This window comes from Nocardioides sp. NPDC054178 (assembly GCF_055585005.1).
Window position 1 is genome coordinate 138,822 of record NZ_JBVJKY010000004.1, and the last position, 19,237, is coordinate 158,058.

Here is a 19,237-nt window from a genome sequence, read left to right on the forward strand (position 1 = left end):
ACGGTAGGAGTCGGCATGATGGACCTTGCGACAGCCCTGCGGTGGACCACCGAGAGATATCCGCACCGCCGCGCGGTCGGCGGCTCCGAGCCGATGTCGTACGCCGAGTGGGACGAGCGCACCGAGCGTTGTGCCCACGCCCTGCACGAGCTCGGAGCGGGCGAAGGCAGCCGCGCGATCTTCATGCTCCAAGGAGGCGAGCCGCTGGCGACGCTGCACCTGGCTGCCCAGAAGGCCCGGGTGACGTCGCTGCCACTCTCGACCCGTATCGGCATGGAAGAGCTCGCCTACTGCATCGGCGACTGCGATCCTGCGCTCATCGCGGTGGACGAGCACACCCACGACCTCGTCCTCGGAGCCCTGGAGATGGTCGAGAAGCCTCCGCCGCTGGTCTGGGCGGGTCATCGAGACCACGCCCCGGCTGGGGTCCCGTCCGTCGCGCGAGTCGCCGAGCGGGCGCCGAGCACGGTCGTGCCGGCCAGACCGCAGAGCCACGACATCAGCGTCATGCTGTACACCTCCGGGACGACCGGGAAGCCCAAGGGCGTCCCGCGCACCCACAGCGCCGAGCACTACGCCGCGCTGGCGCACCTGGTCCAGACCGGCCACGGTCCCGGTGAGGCGACCCTCGGCGTCATGCCCCTGTTCCACACGATGGGTCTGCGTACGCTGCTCGCGAGCGTGGTGTCGGCGGGCACCTGGGTGCCGCAGGCCCGGTTCGACGCTGATGAGGCGCTCGAGCTGATCGTCGCCGAAGAGGTCAGCTCGCTCTACCTCGTCCCGACGATGTACTGGACCCTGATGCAGGGCGACCGGCTTGGCGAGGCACCGTCGGTGCGCAACCTGGCCTACGCCGGCGCCTCCATGACCCCGACCCTCGCCCGACGGCTCGTGGACGCGGTCGATCCCGCGCGCTTCGTGAACCACTACGGCAGCACCGAGATCTACACGTTCACGATCGGCCCCGAGAACATCAGCAAGCCCGGCTGTGCCGGCCGGGCCGGGCTGTTCTCCCGGATCAGGCTCATCGACCCCGATCCCGGCGCGAGCCCCGACCAGATCGTGGCGGACGGTGAGCGCGGGCAGGTGATCGCCTCCCTGGACAGCCCCGAGGCGTTCGCCGGCTACTGGAACCGGCCCGACGCCGACGCCAAGGCCATCCGGGACGGCTGGTATTACACCAACGACCTCGCCGTCGCCGACGAGGACGGTGACCTGTGGGTCTCGGGACGCGTCGACGACATGATCAACTCGGGCGGCGAGAACATCTACCCCGAGGAGATCGAGCACGCGCTCGCCGCCTGCCCGGACCTGCAGGAGGTCATCGTCGCGGCCACCCCGCACGACAAGTGGGGACAGGCGGTCACCGCGTTCATCGTGGGACGCCCGGAGGACTCTGCCGAGACCACGCTCTCCAAGGTCGAGCAGTTCGCCCGGGACGGATCGGGCCTGCCGTCGCTGAAGCGACCCAAGCGGTACGTCGTGGTGGACCAGATCCCCAAGTCGGCCGTGGGCAAGATCCTGCGCCGCCGCCTCACCGCAGGTGAGTTCGAGACCCTTGCCGACACCGAGGAAGGTGCTCCCGCGTGACCCGGCTCGCTCGTATCGAGGACGCCGCGCTGCTGACCGGTCAGGGGCGCTTCCTCGATGACCTGGACCCGCTTCCGGGGACCCTCGTGGCGGCGGTGGTCCGCAGCCCCCACGCGCACGCCCGGATCCGGTCGATCAACCTCGACAAGGCCCGCCGGATGCCCGGCGTGGCGGCAGTGATCGGTCCCGAGGAGGTGCTGGCGACGCTCAAGCCGTTCCCGCTCTCGGTGAAGACGCCGCATCCTTACTACCCGACCGCCACCGACAAGACCCGCTTCGTGGGCGAGCCCGTCGCGGTCGTCGTGGCCTCCGACCGCTATCTGGCCGAGGACGCCGCGGAGCTGGTGGAGATCGAGTACGAACCGCTTCCGGTCGTCGTCCGCACCGACCAGGCGCTGCTGCCGGACGCCCCGTTGCTGCACGAGGAGTCCGAGAGCAACGTCGCGACCGACCGTGAGTTCACCTTCGGCGAGGTCGAGACCGCCTTCGCCGAGGCGCCGCACGTCGTCTCCCGCAGCTACTCCTTCCCGCGTTACTCCTCGACACCGATGGAGTGCTACGTCGTGGTCGCCGACTGGCGTGAGGGCGCCGACGGCCCCGAGATCACCGCCCACGCCAACTTCCACGGCCCGTTCTCGATGGCACCCGTGGTCGCCGGGGCGCTCGGTATCCCCACCTCGTCGCTGCGCCTGGTGGTTCCCGCAGACATCGGCGGCAGCTTCGGCATCAAGTCCGGGGTCTACCCGTACGTCGCGCTGATGGCTCTGGCCAGCAAGCACGCGGGCCGGCCGGTGCGATGGACCGAGGACCGGCTCGAGCACCTCCTGGCGAGCTCGGCCGGCTCCGACCGGATGATGACGTTCGAGGCCGCGGTGGACGACGACGCGGTGATCAGCGCGCTGCGGGTCGACCTCGTCGACAACGTCGGCGCCTACATGAGGCCTCCGGAGCCGAGCACGCTCTACCGCTGCTTCGGCAACATCACCGGCGCCTACCAGATCGACGCCGTGGGCATCCGGGCACGCGCCGTGGTCACGAACAAGGCGCCCACCGGGCTCAACCGTGGATTCGGTGGGCAGCAGCTGTACTTCGGTCTGGAGCGGCTCATCGACGACATCGCCCGCGAGCGCGGTCTCGACCCCGCGGAGGTCCGTCGGCGCAACCTGGTCTCGGCGGACGCCTTCCCCTACGCCACCCCGAGCGGCGGCATCTACGACTCCGGGGACTACCAGCGAGCCCTCGAGCTCGCCCTCGACAACGTCGGCTACCAGCAGCTCCGCAAGGAGCAGGCGGTCGCCCGCGAGAACGGTGAGTGGATGGGGATCGGGGTCGCGACGGTCGTCGACCCGTCGGCGACGAACATCGGGTACGTCGGACTGGCTACCCCGGTCCGGGACCGGACCGCCAAGCGTGGCAAGTCGGGGTCGACCGAGCACGTGCGCGTCACGGTCGACCCGCAGGGGATCGTCGGCGTGCTCCTCGGAACGGTCCCGCAGGGGCAGGGGCACGCCACGGTGGCCCGCGACATCGTCGCCGAGCACCTCGGCCTGCCGGCCGACCAGGTCCGCCCACGGGTGGAGATGGACACCGCCACCACGCCGTGGACGATCAGCTCGGGAAGCTACTCCTCGCGGTTCTCCCCGCTCCTGACGAGCGCGCTGCTCGAGGCCACCGACCGGATCGCGGAGTCCATCAAGGTGGCCGCCTCCGTGCTCCTCGAGGTGGAGCCCGAGCGGCTCGAGCTGGCCGAGGGAACGGTGCGGGTCGTCGACGACCACGAGCGGTCGGTCGCGTTCCGGCACGCGGCCGGGCTCATCCACTGGGATCCCGGCTCCCTGCCGGACGGCTTCTCGGCCCGGCTCTACGAGGAGGCGGCGTACACGCCCCCGCAGTCGAAGGCGGCCTCCCGCACCGACCAGATCAACTCCAGCCTCTGCTACGGCTTCGTCGCCGACGTCGTGGTCGTGCGGATCGACCGGGAGACGCTGACGGTGAGGATCGAGGATCTCTCCACCGTCCACGACGCCGGCACGATCTTGAACAAGACGCTCCTGGAGGGCCAGGTGCACGGCGCGATCACGCAGGCGCTGGGCGGCGCGCTCTACGAGGAGATGACCTACTCCGACGCGGGCCAGCCCACCGCGGGCACCTTCATGGACTACCTGTGCCCGACGTCGGCGGAGTCGGTCTTCCCGCTGACCAGCGACCACCTGGAGACGCCCTCACCCCTGACCAGGCTCGGTGCCAAGGGCTGCGGTGAAGGCAGCTCGATGAGCCTCCCGGTGGCGATCGCCAACGCCGTCGCCGACGCACTCTCCGGCGAGGGCGTCACGGTCGACTCGCTGCCGCTGCACGGAAACGTACTGCACGAACTGCTCACCACATCGAAGGGAAACTGACATGCCACTCACCGGAGGCGAGATCCGGCTCGAGCACAGCCACGACGGGCGCGTTGCCCACCTGGTGCTCGACCACGGGCGCTACAACATCATCACGATGGAGACCCGTCGGGTGATGGCGGAGCGGTTCCGGGAGATCGACGCGGACGATCGTGTCCAGGTCGTGGTGATCCGGGCCGAGGGGGAGCACTTCACCTCGGGCGGTGACATCGCCGGGTTCATGGAGGTCGAGCCCGTCGACCTCACCGACCTCGGGCAGGACGTGACGGCGGCGGCCCGAAGCCCCAAGCCGGTCATCGTCGCCATCGACGGCTACTGCTTCGGCGTCGGGCTCGAGCTCGCGCTGTCGGCCGACATCCGCATCGCGACGGACCGCTCCCGGTTCGCGCTGCCGGAGATGAAGCTCGGGATGATCCCCGGCAGCGGCGGAACCCAGCGTCTGGCGCGGCTCATCGGGCTCTCCCGCGCCAAGTACCACATCCTGACGGGGGAGCGGATCACCGGTCAGCAGGCGCTCGACTGGGGCCTGACGTCGCACAACTGTGCCGACGCGCAGGAGCTGGAGAAGACCGTCGACGAGGTCGTGAGCAAGCTGCTCGGCTACTCGCCGATGGCGATGCGGACCGCGAAGGAGGTGCTCGACCGAGGGGTCGACGGCCCGCTCTACACCGGCATCGAGCTCGAGCGGAAGGCGTACTCGATGCTCAGGGCCAGCCACGACTTCGCCGAGGGCGTCGCCGCGTTCGGGGAGAAGCGCCCGCCGCGCTTCGAGGGCCGGTGATCACGTGAAGGCCGCGCCGTTCGCGTACGTCCGGCCCGGCAGCGTCGCCGAGGTGGTGGCCGAGCTGTCCCGTGACGGGTCCAAGGTCATCGCCGGTGGACAGTCGCTGGTGCCGGTGCTCGCGATGCGTCTGGGGCGGCCGGCTCAGCTGATCGACATCAACGCGGTGCCGGAGCTGAGCGGGCTCTCCCGCGACGACGGGTCCCTTCGGGTCGGCGCCACCGTTCGCCAGCGGCAGCTGCAGCGGGACCAGGTCGCCGCGGCCGTTCCGCTGATCCGGCTGGCCCTCCCGTGGGTCGGCCACCGCGAGGTACGCAGCCGGGGCACCGTGTGCGGCAGCATCGCGCACGCGGACCCGTCGGCCGAGCTGCCCGCCGTGGCTGCCTGCCTGGAGGCGACGATGGTGCTGAGGAGTGCTCGCGGCACCCGGCACGTGCCCGCCGCCGACTTCTTCACCGGTGCGCTCTCGACGGTGATCGAGTCGGACGAGCTCCTCGCGGAGGTGGTCTTCCCGGTCGCGAAGCCCGGTGAGGGGTTCGGCTTCGGGGAGTTCGCCCGCCGGCACGGCGACTTCGCCCTGGCGGGCGTGGCCGTGCGGGTTCGCGCCTCGGACGAGTCGGTGGACGCGCGGCTGACGTGTTTCGGTGTCTCGGACGTACCGGTCACCGTGGATGTCTCGCCGCAGCTCCACGCTGCGCTCCAGATCACCGGCCCGGATCCGTCGCGGGCGGATCTGCTCTCCGCGCTCACCGAGCACACCGCGTACGTCGCCGAGGAGGTCGTCGACACCGGAGGCGACAGCCACGCCAGCCCCGCCTACCGCCGCCGGCTGATCAGCGCTCTCGCCGCCCGCGAGGTGAGCCGCGCGTACGTGTCAGCCAGACATCCCGAGTCCGAGGAACGCTCCTGATGAACCTGCCGCAGCCGCACGCCCGCACCGAGGCCGACCAAGCCGTCGATGTGAACCTGACCATCAACGGCACCGAGGTCGCGCTGTCCTTGCCCGCCCGCGTCACCCTGTCCGATGCCCTGCGCGATCACCTCGGCCTCACCGGCACCCACGTCGGCTGCGAGCACGGGATCTGTGGCATGTGCACGGTGCTCGTCGACGGCGATGCGGCGCGAGCCTGTCTCCTGTTCGCCGTGCAGCTCGACGGCGCCGAGATCACCACGGTCGAGGGGCTGGGTCGGCCCGACGAGCTCCATCCCCTCCAGGAGTCGTTCGGCCGCCACCACGGCCTGCAGTGCGGCTTCTGCACACCGGGCTTCCTGATGAGCTCCTACGACCTGCTGTCCCACGAGCCAGAGGTGGAGCGCGACGACCTCCCCACCGAGCTCTCCGGGGTCCTGTGCCGGTGCACGGGATACCGCAACATCATCGACGCCGTGGACGAGGTCGCCCAGGGTCATCGCGGGGCTCTTCCCGCTCCGGGCAACTGCGGGCAGCGCACCCTCGTGGGACGTACGAGTGCGATGAGCCCGGGAGCCGGCACGGCCGAGAGCACCGTCGAGGATGAGCCGGTCGAGCGTCCCCAGGAGATCGAGATCCCTGCCGGCGACCCGACCATCCAGATCGATGTCGTCAGCCGGCTGGCCTCCGGGCCGGACGAGGTGGCGCGGGTCTTCGACGACATCCGGCTGCTGGCGCGCTGCCTGCCGGGTGCGGAGCTGACCGACGACCTCGGCGCCGGCTGGTACCGGGGCCGGGCGCGCATCGCCCTCGGCCCGATGCGGATGGCGTTCAACGGGATCGCGCACATCGAGGAGCAGTCCGCCGATCGCATCGTGATGAGAGCGCAGGGCAAGGACACCGGCGGCGGGGCGCAGGCCCGGATCGTGATGACGGCCGCCGAGATCGACGGCGGCGGGACCGCCTTGCAGGCCGAAGCCAGCGTCTTCCTGACCGGACGCATCGCCGGCTTCGGCCGGTCGCTCGCCGGCGACGTGAGCCGACGGATGTTCGAGGAGTTCGCTCGCGCCGTGGACCGAGCCGCGTCGGGGGAGGAGGAGCCGACCGGGGGTACGCGTCCGCCCGGCGCCGTCTCCCTGCTGCTGGCCACCATCGTCGACGGGGTCCGACGGTTCTTCCGGCGGCTGACCTCACGCGGCCGGGGCGCCTGAGACGTACCTCGTCTGTGGCATTGCCCCGGCCGGCTGTTGACCACGAGCGCCCTCGGCGTGCTTGGGTGGTTCCATGAGTCGCACGGTCGATGTCGACTACCTGGTGGTGGGTGCCGGCGCCATGGGGATGGCGTTCACCGACGCGCTGACGGAGCACGCCGACGTACGGGTGGCGCTGGTCGACCGGCGCCACGGGGTGAGCGGACACTGGCTGGAGGCATACCCGTTCGTGCGCCTGCACCAGGCCTCCGCGTTCTACGGCGTCGCCTCGACCCTGCTCGGCGGCGGGCAGCTGCAGCAGCGCGGGCCCGAGAAGGGGCTGCAGGAGCGGGCCACCCAGGCGGAGATCTGCGCCTACTACGCCCGGATCCTCGACCGGATGGTGGAGTCCGGGAAGGTCCAGTTCTTCCCGAACAGCGAGTACGTCGGTGACGGCACCGTCGTCTCGCACATCTCGGGGGAGCGCCTGGAGATGCCCGGGGCGCGGATCGTCGACGCCCGCTACCTGGCTCCGAGCATCCCCGCCGAGAAGCCGCCGCCGTTCGGCGTCGCCGAGGGCGCCCGGGTGCTGGCGGTCAACGAGCTCGCGCGCCTGGAGGACGCGCCGAGCCAGTACGTCGTCGTCGGCTCCGGCAAGACCGCGACCGACGCGTGCATCTGGCTGCTCTCGCGCGGCGTCGACCCCGACGCGATCTGCTGGGTGCGGCCGCGGGACCCGTGGATGTTCAACCGGGCCGTGGTCCAGCCTGACCCCGCGATCTTCCTCGGGATGGCCGCCGACACGATGCAGGCCGCCGAGCAGTCGGCCTCGCCCGAGGACCTGTTCCTCCGGCTCGAGGAGGCCGGCATCATGCTCCGCATCGACCGCTCGGTCATGCCGACGATGGCCAAGGCGCCGACGCTGGCGACGTGGGAGCTCGAGCAGCTGCGTACGCTCGAGAACGTCGTACGCCGCGGCCACCTCCGCCACGTCGACCGCGGCTCCCTCGCCTTCGCCGACGGGTCCGTCGCCGTCGCCTCCGACGCCCTGGTGGTCCACTGTGCCGCCGACGGGCTGAAGTATCCGCCCCTGGTCCCGGTCTGGCGCCCCGAGGCGATCACGCTGCAGCCGATCCGGGCCGGCTTCCCCTGCTTCGGCGCAGCCGTGACGGGCTACGTGGAGGCGACGCGCGACTCCGACGCCGAGAAGAACAGGCTCTGCCCGCCGAGCCCGTTCCCCGACACGATGGCGACGTGGGCGCGGATGAACGTCCTGGGCACCCGGGCCGCCATGTCGTTCACGGCCGAGCCCGACATCAAGGCATGGTCGGACGGGGTCGCACTCAACCCCGCCCGGGTCCCGCCGGGGTATCCCGCATCCGCAGCCCTCGACGACGCGCGCGAGCGGCTGGCGAAGCACACCAAGCCCGGGCTCGCCCGGCTCGCTGAGCTCGCTGGATCGATCTGAGCGTCACCTCATCAGCTGTAGCTCCTCGACCCGCAGCGCCGATCCTTCCCGCAGCGGCTCCCACACACCGGTCGACTCGAAGCCGCGGGCGACATAGAGCCGACGCGCGACGTGGTTGCCCTCGGTCACGTGCAGACGTACGCCGAGATCGCGGTCCCGGCACCACTTCACCAGATCGGTGAGGAGCCCGGCGGCGTACCCACGGCCGCGTGCCTCGGGCGCCGTCCACATGCCCCAGACATAGGCGACCGTGCTGTCCGGGGGAGCGAAGACGCCACCCATCGCGACTCCTCGGCCGTCTTCCAGCACCACCAGGATCGGTGCCGACCCCTCGGCCCGCTGCCGCCAGAAGTCCTCCGTGAGTGCTTGGGCCTCGGCGAGCGTCCTTCTGAAGGCGTCGGGGGAGTCGGCCAGCGCCCGCAGGCTGACCTCGCGGAGGAGAGACCAGTCATCAGCGGTGATGGTGCGTACCTCGACGTCCATGGCACCGACATTGACAGCAACCCCGTCGGTACTGCCACCCAGTTTGCGACTCGCCGACGGATTCGCATGGCAAACTGAACCGATGCCATCGACCGCGCTCGACGATGCCCGTGTTCTGTGGGACTTCCATCAAATTCCCGAGGAGCCTCGCACGACCGATGTGGCAATCGCGCTGGGTAGCCATGACATCGGGGTGGCTGAGCACACAGCGGACCTTTTCCTTGCCGGTCGATTCCCACTGATCGTCTTCACCGGGGCGAACGCGCCGACGACTGTGAAGGATTTCCCACGCGGCGAGGCGGTCCATTTCGCCGAGCGTGCCGAGGAGCTAGGAGTGCCGCGCAGCGCGATCCTCGTGGAACACCGTGCGACCAACACCGGCGAGAACCTCACGTATAGCCGCGACCTCCTCGTCGAGCACGAGGTCAGCGTGGCGACTGCGACCTTGATCAGCCGCCCGTATCAGCAGCGGCGAGCGTACGCGACGGCTCAGAAGCTGTGGCCAGAGCTGGATGTGGTGTGTGCGGCTCGCAGGCAGGATCTGGGCGCGTATATCGCGTCGATCGGCAGCGAGAAGCGAGTGCTGGACATGCTGGTCGGCGACACCCAGCGCCTGTGGGTGTACGCAGAACAGGGATTCGCGACGCCGCAGGAAATCGACGACAGGACGATGGCCGCGTACGAGCGTCTGGTCGAGGCTGGGTACACGAGTCGCCTGGTGGCCGAGTCGGTCTGACAGATCCGGGTCCACGCTCAGGCCACCCCGACGCGCTCGGCGAGTTCGACGAGGCGCAGCGGCGGCTTGCCGCGCTGGGTGCGGATCCAGGTCTGCACGAGGTGGCGGCTGAGGTAGTGGTATCGGACCTGCTCGGGGGCGACCTGCTCTGCCTCGAGGATCGTGGCGAGCGCGTCGTCACGCTGGTTGGCGCTGCTGTAGACGCGGGATAGCTCGAGCGCGTGCCGAACCCGACGTTCGGTGGGGACGCCACTCGTATCGAGCGTGGGACCGAGCGAGAGCGCGACCTGCAGATCACCGAGTTCCATGGATGTCGAGACTCGGTGGATGGCGACGTTGGTCGGCCCGAACGCGGTCCACATCAGGTTGTGATCGCTGCCCAGGCGCGTTGCCGCCCTAGTGGCGCCATCGAGGAAGTCTCGGACGGTGGTTCGGTCGTCGGCCCGTGCGGCTGCCATCGATCCGGCGAGCAGCGCCATGCCATAGACCGAGGTGAGCGTGCGTCCAGCGCTGGCCATGTGGGGGTCGAGGAACTCGATGGCGTCGTGGGTTAGACGCACCGCCTCAGCGTATTCGCCGGCGGATTGGAGCGAGTGTGAGAGCGACCGTAGAAGCGATCCGATCACGACAGGGTTCTCGCTGAGCCGCGCCGCTTCCATACCTCTGTTGGAGGCAGTCCAGGCGAGGTCGGTCTCGCCGAGCTTGGTGAGCAAAGTCGCGGAGAGGTGGTAGGCGAGCGCAAGTCTGCCGGATGCAACGCGGCTGTCGTCGCCGTCGTACGCCACGACAGCACTCTTGGCGTCCGGGATGAGGGCGGCGACTTGGGCCGTGACGTACCCAAAGCGCGCCGCTTGGTAGGCGTTCCAGGCATCGTCCAGCCGCGTGATCAGGTCTGCCAGGGTTGTCGGGTTCATGGTCGGCGCGCTGAGGAACCCGGTGCCGGGGCGGTAGTCCATGAGGACGGACCTGAGCGCTGGCACGGTGTGCTGCCCGCTGTCTTCGGTCCACTCCATCAGGGATGGCTCGGCGATCAGGTCTGCCAAAGTGATGTCGAGGGCGTCGGCGATGAGCCGAAGCACCGAGAGCCGATCCAGGTCGATACGGCCGTTCTCGATCTTGCTCAGCCAGTCCGCCGTGCGCCCAACGCGGCCGGCGAGGACTTCTTGTGAGAGACCACGGCGTCGCCGATACCAGGCGATGCGCTCGCCCACGGTGAATTGCGTCGTCATCCCTCGCACGGGAATGAGCCTGCCACCGGAAGGGTGCAGTTGTCTCCCGTGCGTTTGGGGCCGGCGAGGTGACCCCAGAAATTCCTTCCGGGTCGGAATTTCCTGCGGGGCCATGAGACCGAGCGGCCCATAGCGTCAAGAACGATCCGGCGTCGAGGGCTCCTCGGCGCTGGGTCAGCCAACCGGACGACCGCGGGAGTATTGAGATGGCGACTGCAACCGAGACCACGGACCCGCCAGCAGACGTACTGATGTACGTGTATCGCACCCGAGCAGGTGCATTCTGGCATCTGGCGCGGCCCGGCCTGGTCGGACGCGCGAGTTATGTCTTCACTCGCTGTGGGCGTCGGCTGGGCCGATGGAACCTCGTGCCAGCGCGCCCGCGGGCAGACGTCAGAGACGACGTGCTTTGCGTGGCATGTCGTCGCAAGGTGGCGCGCTGATGCGGTCGCAACATCCGTCGTCGGCGGCGTACGAGCGTTGGATCGCGCCTCGGCCGAGCCTGGTGGTGATGCAGCCGACCACGCTGTGCAATCTGGACTGCAGTTATTGCTACCTGCCCGAGCGGATGCGACGCCGTGAGATGAGTGTCGAGGTCGCTGCAGCCGTCGCGAGCAGCATCGCGGACCAACCGGTCGACGACGTGGTCGAGGTGTGTTGGCACGGCGGAGAGCCGCTGGCGACGAGCCGTGACCACTTGATCGGGCTCTGGGAGGAGTTCGAGGCGCTGCGTCGCGCGGGGAGACTGGTCCACAGCCTGCAGACGAATGCCACCCTCATCGACGACTCCTGGTGCGAGCTGCTCACCGCGTACGACGTGAAGGTCGGTGTCAGCCTCGATGGGCCGATACACCTCAACCGGGAGCGAGTTGACCGAGCCGGTCGCCAGTCCTTCGAGCGCGCCACGGCAGGGATTGAACGGCTTCGTGCCCACGGGATCGATTTCTCGATGATTGCTGTCGTCGACCCGGGTCGCGCGGCCGCGACTGAGGTGTTCGACTTCGCAACCGAGCTCGGCGCCTCATCGGTCGGGATCAACATGGAGGAGCGCGAAGGGATCAACCTCGATCGGCCACTTCCTACGACCACCGCCGCACGGGAGTTCTGGGCCAGCGCGATCGCGTGGTCACTCGAGCACTCGGGGACCGAAGTGCGCGAACTCGAGCGGATCGGGAGCTACCTCCGCCTGATCCGGGGCGGCCGCCGCGACTCGTGGGAATCGCACCGGTTCGACCCATTGCCCACCGTGACATTCAATGGGGACGTCGTGTTGCTCTCCCCGGAACTCGCCGGAATCAAGGACGGGCATTATGGCGACTTCGTCGCCGGCAACGTTCGCCACCAGAGCATCAGCGAGATTCTCGCTTCGGCCAGCGGTCTGCGGTACGTCGCCGAGTTCCTCGACGGTCTCAATAGATGCCTTGCCACCTGCCGGTTTTTCGACTTCTGCCGGGGTGCTCAGGCGGGAAACCGGTACTTCGAGAACGGCCGCTTCGATACGACCGAGACCAACTACTGCCGGGTGAGCAGGCAAGAGCTCGTCAAAGCCCTCGTCGACACGACACCGATCTAGGAGAGAACAAACATGGCGACGTCCTTTCAGACCATGCCGGATCCGGGCACCGAGCTCACCAGGCTCCTGCGCACCGGGCATCCGATCCTTGATATCGCGACGCATTCGGCAGGACCGTCTCCGACGGCGTTCGACAATCGGAAGTCCTGGGACAACTGGACCAAGACCGGGCCCAAGCGCTTCGACAATCGGCCGACCTGGGACAACTGGAAGAAGAGGTAGATGCGGACCCTGACTCGCCCGCACATAGGGTGAAGGCCCATGGAGACGTTCACGATCCGCGATACGCGCGTAGCGTTGCCGGCCCTCGACGAGCGTGATCTGCAGGTGGTGTCCACCCTTGAGGCGGCCGACGACCCGATCACCTATTTCTCCTACCGCGACCAGAACCTCCGTCTCCTGGAGGTTGTCGACTCGCGCCTCCACGACGGCCGGATTCAGAAGGTCGCTACCGAGCGGACGCACGTCGCCGGTGTGCGCCTATCGTCGATCGAGTTAGCCGACTGCGAACTGGCCGGGCTGATCATCGCTGACAGCAGACTCACTCGCGTCAGGTTCAGTAACTGTCGGCTCCTCGGCGCCAGGTTCAGCGAGGTCACCTTGGAGGACGTCGTCTTCGAGCGGTGCCGCCTCGACTATGCGACTTTCACTCATGTGGTCGCGAAGGGCGCCGTCGCGTTCGTGGGGTGCTCGCTGACGGAGGCTGAGTTCGACGGCAGCGACCTGAGCCGAGTTGCTTTCACCGAGAACCGGCTGTCGCAGACCAGGTTCGGGCCGGGCACCTACCGCGGCACGGATCTCCGTGAGAACGACCTGTCTGCGATCTCCGGGGTTGTCAACCTACGCCAAGTGCTCCTAGACCATCACCAGCTCGCTGACCTCACCGGCGCGCTGGCTGACGACCTCGATCTCACTTTCGCGGACAATCTGGACTAGCCCCTGTGGCGTTCGAGATGGCCCAAAGCCCCGAGAACCCGGGCCTTCCACGTCGTACAGCAGAGTGGTCGGCTCTAAGTGGGCTCAGCGCTGCTGCCCCAAGCCGATTCGAACCATGGCGACAAGATGGACGACCGCACCGAGCGCGGTGCCGAAAGCGCCGCCGACCAGCGCGACGTAGATCAGCCATTCTCAGCCCGCCCCATTGCCCGTCGACAGCTCGAAAGGAAAGACCTGCGCGCATCAGCGGCCGTCGGAGGACGCGCGGGAACGGTTGGCGAAGCAGACCAAGCCAGGGCTCGCCCGGCTGCTGAGGCGGCCGACCGATCTGAGCCGACGTCGCAGACGGTGCCGTCCGCCGCTGACATCCTCCTACCGATCGTTGTGCCCTGCTCCAGCAGGCAGCGGGCGAGTACTTGTGAATGCAGGTGCGGCGATCTCCATGTCCGGCGGGGGACAAGCCGCGATGCCGGCCTCGAGCAGAGCGCCCAGCCGCGCGTCACAGTCGGGGCCGGCGCTCGTCACGACGCCCTCGACGGCGCACCGGACCATCGTCGGCGCGCAACGCTTGGCGAAGATGCGTGCGTCGACCCGGCCTCGGATCCCGAGTCGATCGACCCAGGCGACCGCGCCAGGGACCATCTCGAGTGCGAGCTGGGCCTCCCGGCGGGTGGCCGCCAGATCGGGCTCGGCCTCCGCGCACAAGCGCTCGGCTTGAAGCAGGCCTGCTGCCAGCGCGCGCTGCGTCCCTTCGGGGACGTCGAGGATGGTCTGCGCCACGACCGCCACCGCGACCGTGAGCCAGGTGCGGTCGTTCCCGCGCCGGCCCACGACCGAGGGGACGAGTGGCACCAGCTGCTGGCGTCCGTCGTCACTGGTGTGATCGTTCACCAGCCTTGCCAGATACGCGAGCAAGGGATGAGTGCACGAGGGATGATCGCTCCACCGCTCACCGGCGAGGACCGAGGCGAGCTCCATGAAGCATGCGCCGCGTCGTGGCGTTCGATGCCGGCCATGTGACAGAACCGGGATGCCGTCGGGAATGCGTGAGGGTTTCATCGCAACCTCCTACTCCGAGGATGCGCCGATGCGCTGGCGCGATCAACCTTTGTCGCTGCTCGGTTTCAGTCGACCGGTGGGGGACAGGCGATACGGACGAACTCGTCGTACTCATGGGCGAGCTCGGTCGCGACCTTCGCGAGCTGATCGAAACCGGCTTGGCTGGCGCTGTGCGCTTCGGCGTGCATGAGGACGGCCGATTCCTTGTACTGCGCGCACAGGACTGCCATCGGCCCAGGCGCAGGGAGCGACTCGGGTTGGTGCTGCTCTTCCTCCGGCAGCGCCTTCCATTCCTGGTTGGCGGACTCGATGGCCGATCCCAGTCGCTCGACCGGGTCTCGCGGGATGTTGGTCGTGTCCATCCTGCTGGCGGAGAAGCCGTTGCCGATCTGGTTGCCCTGATGGGGACCGTCGAATCCCGCCGATCCGCTCGGGTCCTGCTCGCCGTTGCCGCCATAGCGGAGCCAGCGCAGGTCACCGTTCGCATCGACGAAGTAGAAGACGCGCGCAGGCGCCGACTGTCCTTCGAGGCCGGGGCGGTCGGTCATCCCGCCGAACAGGTGACGCACCGAGTCGAAGCCGTTGCCGATCTGATTGCCCGAGTTGTCCTCCACGAACCCGTTCGCCCCCGACGGGTCGAGTTCACCGTTACCTGTGTAGCGGAACCAGAGCAGGTCGCCGTTGTCCCGGATCGCGAGGAACGCACCGTCGCCGACGCCCACGATGCGGCGGAAGCCGAGGAAGCCGTTGCCGATCTGGTTTCCCTGGTTGGGGCCGGGGAATCCGCGGACCCCGGTGGGGTCGTGCTCGCCGTGGCCTTCGTACCGGAACCAGCGCAGATCACCGTTCTCGGCGACGGCGAAGATGGTCGTCGCGTTGGTCTGTCCTTCGCGGGGAGAGACGAACAGGTGGCGGAAGCTGTGGAAGCCGTTGCCGATCACGTTGCCCGGGTTGTTCTCCACGAAGCCGTTGGTCCCGCTGGGGTCGTGCTCGCCCGCCCCGGTGTATCTGAACCAGGTGAGGTCACCGTTCGGTGCGACCGCGAGGATGATGCCGTTGCCGCCGCCCAGGACATGGAGGAAGTGGTTGAAGCCCCGGCCGATCTGGTTGCCCGAGTTGTTTCCCACGAAGCCGTTCGCGCCTGTCGGGTCCTGCTCGCCGAATCCGTCGTACCGGAAATAGCGCAGTGCGCCGTCGTCCTCGACCGTGAAGAAGCGGCCGACGTGCGGACGCGCGACGCCCGGAGGCGCGGTGCCGTTACCGGTGTAGAAGATGTGCCGCATGCGTGGGCCTCCGATCGCCCTCTGCTTTCGCTCGTTCATCAGCGTTTCAACGGCGGCGCTCGTCTGCATCGCCCAGATCGAGGAAGTGCGGCTTCAGCGGGGGTGGGAGACGCGTGCCGATCCGCGAGCGCGCAGTCGAGGTCGTGGTCAGGTGGTGCCAGACCCCGCGGCGCTCCGTGTCAGCGACTGCTGGACCTGCCATGCGGCGAAGGCGACCAGCAGGCCTCCGGCAATGCCGACCCACCCGGCGGAACGCACCTCGCCTTCCTCGCCGATCGCCTGCCAGGCCGCGATGACGACCCCGACGTAGTGGACTGCGGTGAGGGCACCGGCAGAGATCAGGACGGCGGTGGCGAACCGACGCCGGGAGGAGAGAGACAGGATGCCGACGGCCAGGCAACCGACCGCTGCCGCCGGCTCGAAGATGTACTCGGCGCTCACGCCTTCCTCGACCTCGGTCCAGAACGAGCTGAAGCCGTCGTAGGGGAGGAACAGCGCGAGGGCGGCCAGTCCAGCGCCCGCCATGACGGATACGAGCCAGACGGGCTCGACAGGACCGAGGTCGCGATCTTGCGGCGACTCGGTCGAGCACGCCCGGCCTGCCACGAGAGCCCCCACTCCGCCGCACACGACAAGAAGACTCAGCGCAACGCCGATGCCGCCGATGTCCTCGAGGGAGAACTTCACCAGTCCGATGCCGGCGGCGCTCATGAGGACACCGACCACGACGAACAGTCCTGCTGCGGTGGCGGTGGCCAGCTGGTGACGGCGGAGCCGTCCCGCCGCGAGGAGGAGAGCAAGGGCGGCAAGCGCTACCTCGAACGGAGTGACGACGGCGAACGAGTTCCAGGACGTCGTGGTCTCAGCCAGGAACGGCAACGGAACCGCGGCCAGGAGCCCCACCGCAGCAACCGAGGCGACGGCCGGTACCCACGCGGGGGCCTGATGTTCTGTCGCCGCCACCGGCCGCTGGCTCTGCTCAAGCTCGGGCTCCGGCTCGCGCGCGACCGCGGCTTCGGCCGCCGGCGTGGGTGTGTCCGGTGTGTCAGGTTCGGGTGGCACGACTGTCGGCTGCTCCGGCGCGGCCGGCGGCGGTGGGGGAGAGGCCTCGGCGGGCCTGCCAGCTCGTCTGGCCGACCCTCGCACCACACGCTCTGTGTCGTGCTCAGCCATCTCTTCCAGCGCTTGGCGAGCCGCGTCGGCGCGAGCGGAGTCCTCGTCGTCCAGCAACCCGGCCAGCTCCTCCACAGCACCGAGACGTACGTTGGTGAACGGGCTCGAGATGGCGCCACGCAGGTCGGCCAGCAGGTCGACCGGTTCGGGCGGGCGGTTGCTGCGGGCGATGTAGAAGTCTCCCTGCACGTCGAAGACCCACTTGCCCGGAGTCTGCGACGGCGTGACGGTCCGCACCCGGTCGAAGGCGAAGTCGTACAGCTCGTCGACCGACACGAAGCCGTCACGATCCCGGTCCGCCTCGCCGGTGGCCAGGCCCTCGACCAGGGCCGAGGTGAACACCGACGGCTTGCCCTGGCCGGCGAGCTGGTCGCCCTCGAACGAGTACTCCATCGCGCTCGACGCCGTCAGCACGATGCGCCCGCGGCCGTCGAAGCGCTCCATGATGTCCATGCGCTCATCGCCGCGGTTCATCATCCCGCGCGCGAAGGCGCCGCTGTAGCAGCAGTCCAGGAGCAGCACGATGCGCCGGGATCGACTCTTCGTCATCTGTCTGTTCACGTAGTCGGCGGGCAGGGACGTGGCGTCCAGGTGGTCGACCTCGGTGTCCGGGGTGGCGAAGTAGAGCCGCCCGTCCTCGTCCTTCACCCCGTGACACGACAGGTGCAGCAGGAGGAGATCGTCGAGCCCGCGGTCGTCGAAGAAGCTCGAGACCTTGCGGCGGACCACGTGCTCCGGCTCGTTCAGCGACACCTCGACCTCGAAGCCCCCGATCTCGGCGTTCCGGAGGACGCCTGCCAGCTGCTCGGCGTCGGTGGCGGGCGCACGAAGCCTGCTCAACCGCTGGTCGCGGTAGGTGTCGTTCGCCACCACCAGTGCGCTACGCCGACCCGTGGTCATGGCACGGGTGAGGAGGCAGGTGGCTCGGCCTCCCCGGAGCCGTGCAGGGCTGCGACGAACTCATCGATGAGTCGATCCTGCTGCTCCCGCGACGCGGAGTCGATCTTGAGCGTCTGGTCGCCGATGGTGAGCTCGACCGACTGGGCCCCGCGAGCAGAGGACATCCACCCCCGTATCACCCCCACGATGGCGGTCACGGCGACCAGTGGCTCCTGGAAGGCCACGAGCAGGACCCCGATCGCCGCGACGTCGACGCCACGGGTGCCGGCAGGCGCCTCGCCCGCGCTCGCGCGTTCGACATCATCGACGCCGAGGTCCAGCAGCTCCCGGCGCAAGACGGAGCTGAGCTCATCGAGACGCTCCACGTCAGGATCGTGGATCGTGACGGTCATCTGGCGACTCATCCTCGGCACCTCCCTTCATCAGGACTACCCGTTTCCTCAGAGGATCTCTACGTCTGGAGGGCGCGGCCAGCAGCACGGGGGCTGATGTGGCCGGCCTCGACGAGCCAACGAACGGTGTCCCGCATGGACTCAGCCAGAGATCGTCCACCGACCCCGAGCTCGTCGGACGTCGCCGAGAAGTCGACACGGGTGTGGAGCGCGACGAGCCGGCCGCCCTCCAACGCGTGCGGGAGGAACGACCAGCCGGTGCGGTAGCCGAGCTGCAGCACCGGAAGCGCGGCCCACAGCGGCAGGCGTGCTGCGGGGAGTCGGCGTCCCGTCACCGTACGAAGCGTCTCGTGCGGGGTGGTGACGTTCTCACCGGGGACGAGGTAGCGCCGTCCGGGCCGTGTGAGTGCTGCGACCACCACCTCGGCGGTGTCACGTACGTCCACCCACTGCATGTCGCCTCGTGGCCAGGTGGGAAGTCGGTCGCACAGGATGTCGCGGACGACCTGGTCGCTCTCGCCGAGGTAGGGGTCGTGGGGACCCAAGATGCCGCCCGGGTTGACGATGGCGACCGGAGCGTCGGCCTGCTGTCGCTCCCGGGCCGTACGTTCGGACTCCACCTTGCTCTGGGTGTACGGGCCGAGGACCACACCCGTGGGGCTCTGGTGATCCAGGATCGCGCCGCGCCGCAGCAGCGCTGCGGTCGAGGAGACGTGGACGATGCCGCTGCAACCGGCATCGATCGCCGCGTCCAGGACCGTGGACGTGCCGATGTGGTTCTCGCGGACCATCCGGTCGGCGTCCCGGCGGCGGTAGGAGTACGTCGCGGCGGCATGGATCGCCTGGTCGCAGCCGCTGGCCGCCTCCTTCACGGCGCCGGCGTCGGTCATGTCTCCGCGGACCACCTGGATGCGTCGATCGTCCGGGTCCACGCCGAGCGGCTCGAGGTTCTGGCGCAGCTTCGCGGGGGCCCGCACGAATGCGCGGACCTCATGGCCCTGATCGAGCAGGCGTTGGAGGATGTGGAGGCCGAGGAACCCCGACGCCCCCGTGAGCATGACAACGCTCATGAACCGCACTGTAGGGCCGTCCTGGACGCGCGGGCATCGCTCATCCAGGGGATCGATCGACAGGT

The 19,237-nt window shown here is 68.9% G+C and carries 17 protein-coding genes; 10 read left to right on the top strand and 7 right to left on the bottom strand.

Features of this window, described 5'->3' with window-relative positions:
• Positions 1 to 18: 18 nt before the first annotated feature.
• The 6 genes from ACZ6WN_RS16625 to ACZ6WN_RS16650 all read left to right on the top strand — a co-directional run bounded on the left by ACZ6WN_RS16625 (position 19) and on the right by ACZ6WN_RS16650 (position 8,338).
• Complete coding sequence (locus ACZ6WN_RS16625; RefSeq protein ID WP_465866027.1) at positions 19 to 1,590, top strand: class I adenylate-forming enzyme family protein; 1,572 nt, start codon at positions 19 to 21, stop codon at positions 1,588 to 1,590.
• The gene (locus ACZ6WN_RS16630) at positions 1,587 to 3,989 is read left to right on the top strand and encodes a xanthine dehydrogenase family protein molybdopterin-binding subunit (RefSeq protein WP_465866029.1); all 2,403 of its coding nucleotides are present in this window, start codon (positions 1,587 to 1,589) and stop codon (positions 3,987 to 3,989) included. The genes ACZ6WN_RS16625 and ACZ6WN_RS16630 overlap by 4 nt, the downstream gene beginning before the upstream one ends.
• Position 3,990: 1 nt before the next feature.
• Positions 3,991 to 4,770: an enoyl-CoA hydratase/isomerase family protein gene (locus ACZ6WN_RS16635; RefSeq protein ID WP_465866030.1), complete on the top strand. Its 780-nt coding sequence runs from the start codon at positions 3,991 to 3,993 to the stop codon at positions 4,768 to 4,770.
• A gap of 4 nt (positions 4,771 to 4,774) precedes the next feature.
• On the top strand, positions 4,775 to 5,680 hold the full coding sequence (locus ACZ6WN_RS16640) for an FAD binding domain-containing protein (protein WP_465866031.1): 906 nt from the start codon (positions 4,775 to 4,777) through the stop codon (positions 5,678 to 5,680).
• The gene (locus tag ACZ6WN_RS16645) at positions 5,680 to 6,891 is read left to right on the top strand and encodes a 2Fe-2S iron-sulfur cluster-binding protein (RefSeq protein ID WP_465866033.1); all 1,212 of its coding nucleotides are present in this window, start codon (positions 5,680 to 5,682) and stop codon (positions 6,889 to 6,891) included. The genes ACZ6WN_RS16640 and ACZ6WN_RS16645 overlap by 1 nt, the downstream gene beginning before the upstream one ends.
• Before the next feature lie 73 nt (positions 6,892 to 6,964).
• Complete coding sequence (locus tag ACZ6WN_RS16650) at positions 6,965 to 8,338, top strand: NAD(P)-binding protein (protein WP_465866035.1); 1,374 nt, start codon at positions 6,965 to 6,967, stop codon at positions 8,336 to 8,338.
• A gap of 3 nt (positions 8,339 to 8,341) precedes the next feature.
• On the opposite strand, the gene ACZ6WN_RS16655 is transcribed toward ACZ6WN_RS16650, so the two are convergent.
• Complete coding sequence (locus ACZ6WN_RS16655; RefSeq protein WP_465866036.1) at positions 8,342 to 8,821, bottom strand: GNAT family N-acetyltransferase; 480 nt, start codon at positions 8,819 to 8,821, stop codon at positions 8,342 to 8,344.
• Between the two features lie 82 nt (positions 8,822 to 8,903).
• Here ACZ6WN_RS16655 and ACZ6WN_RS16660 point away from each other — a divergent pair, with 82 nt between their 5' ends.
• Positions 8,904 to 9,557 carry a YdcF family protein gene (locus ACZ6WN_RS16660; RefSeq protein WP_465866038.1) on the top strand — a complete coding sequence of 218 codons (654 nt, stop codon included), beginning with the start codon at positions 8,904 to 8,906 and terminating at the stop codon, positions 9,555 to 9,557.
• Between the two features lie 17 nt (positions 9,558 to 9,574).
• Here the strand turns inward: ACZ6WN_RS16660 and ACZ6WN_RS16665 are convergent, their stop codons facing one another.
• Entirely contained in the window at positions 9,575 to 10,786 is a 1,212-nt protein-coding gene (locus tag ACZ6WN_RS16665; RefSeq protein WP_465866039.1) for a helix-turn-helix domain-containing protein, read from the bottom strand.
• Between the two features lie 442 nt (positions 10,787 to 11,228).
• Here ACZ6WN_RS16665 and amcB point away from each other — a divergent pair, with 442 nt between their 5' ends.
• From amcB to ACZ6WN_RS16680, 3 genes are read left to right on the top strand one after another with little or no spacing between them, the layout of a single operon-like run.
• Positions 11,229 to 12,359 (top strand): cyclophane-forming radical SAM peptide maturase AmcB, encoded by a 1,131-nt coding sequence (gene amcB, locus ACZ6WN_RS16670; RefSeq protein ID WP_465866040.1) that lies wholly within the window; start codon positions 11,229 to 11,231, stop codon positions 12,357 to 12,359.
• A gap of 12 nt (positions 12,360 to 12,371) precedes the next feature.
• Positions 12,372 to 12,581, top strand: coding sequence for a multiple cyclophane-containing RiPP AmcA (gene amcA / locus ACZ6WN_RS16675; RefSeq protein ID WP_465866042.1), 210 nt, complete (start codon positions 12,372 to 12,374; stop codon positions 12,579 to 12,581).
• A gap of 39 nt (positions 12,582 to 12,620) precedes the next feature.
• A complete protein-coding gene (locus ACZ6WN_RS16680) occupies positions 12,621 to 13,295 on the top strand; it encodes a pentapeptide repeat-containing protein (protein WP_465866044.1) in 675 nt (224 codons plus the stop codon).
• Positions 13,296 to 13,667: 372 nt separating this feature from the next.
• On the opposite strand, the gene ACZ6WN_RS16685 is transcribed toward ACZ6WN_RS16680, so the two are convergent.
• From ACZ6WN_RS16685 to ACZ6WN_RS16705, 5 genes are all read right to left on the bottom strand, one after another.
• On the bottom strand, positions 13,668 to 14,354 hold the full coding sequence (locus ACZ6WN_RS16685; RefSeq protein ID WP_465866046.1) for a hypothetical protein: 687 nt from the start codon (positions 14,352 to 14,354) through the stop codon (positions 13,668 to 13,670).
• Between the two features lie 65 nt (positions 14,355 to 14,419).
• Entirely contained in the window at positions 14,420 to 15,637 is a 1,218-nt protein-coding gene (locus ACZ6WN_RS16690) for a tachylectin-related carbohydrate-binding protein (RefSeq protein WP_465866048.1), read from the bottom strand.
• Positions 15,638 to 15,784: 147 nt separating this feature from the next.
• A complete protein-coding gene (locus ACZ6WN_RS16695) occupies positions 15,785 to 17,710 on the bottom strand; it encodes a caspase, EACC1-associated type (protein WP_465866049.1) in 1,926 nt (641 codons plus the stop codon).
• Entirely contained in the window at positions 17,707 to 18,114 is a 408-nt protein-coding gene (locus ACZ6WN_RS16700; RefSeq protein WP_465866051.1) for a hypothetical protein, read from the bottom strand. Before ACZ6WN_RS16700 ends, ACZ6WN_RS16695 begins: the two co-directional genes overlap by 4 nt.
• Before the next feature lie 47 nt (positions 18,115 to 18,161).
• On the bottom strand, positions 18,162 to 19,172 hold the full coding sequence (locus ACZ6WN_RS16705; RefSeq protein WP_465866053.1) for an NAD-dependent epimerase/dehydratase family protein: 1,011 nt from the start codon (positions 19,170 to 19,172) through the stop codon (positions 18,162 to 18,164).
• Positions 19,173 to 19,237: the final 65 nt, after the last annotated feature.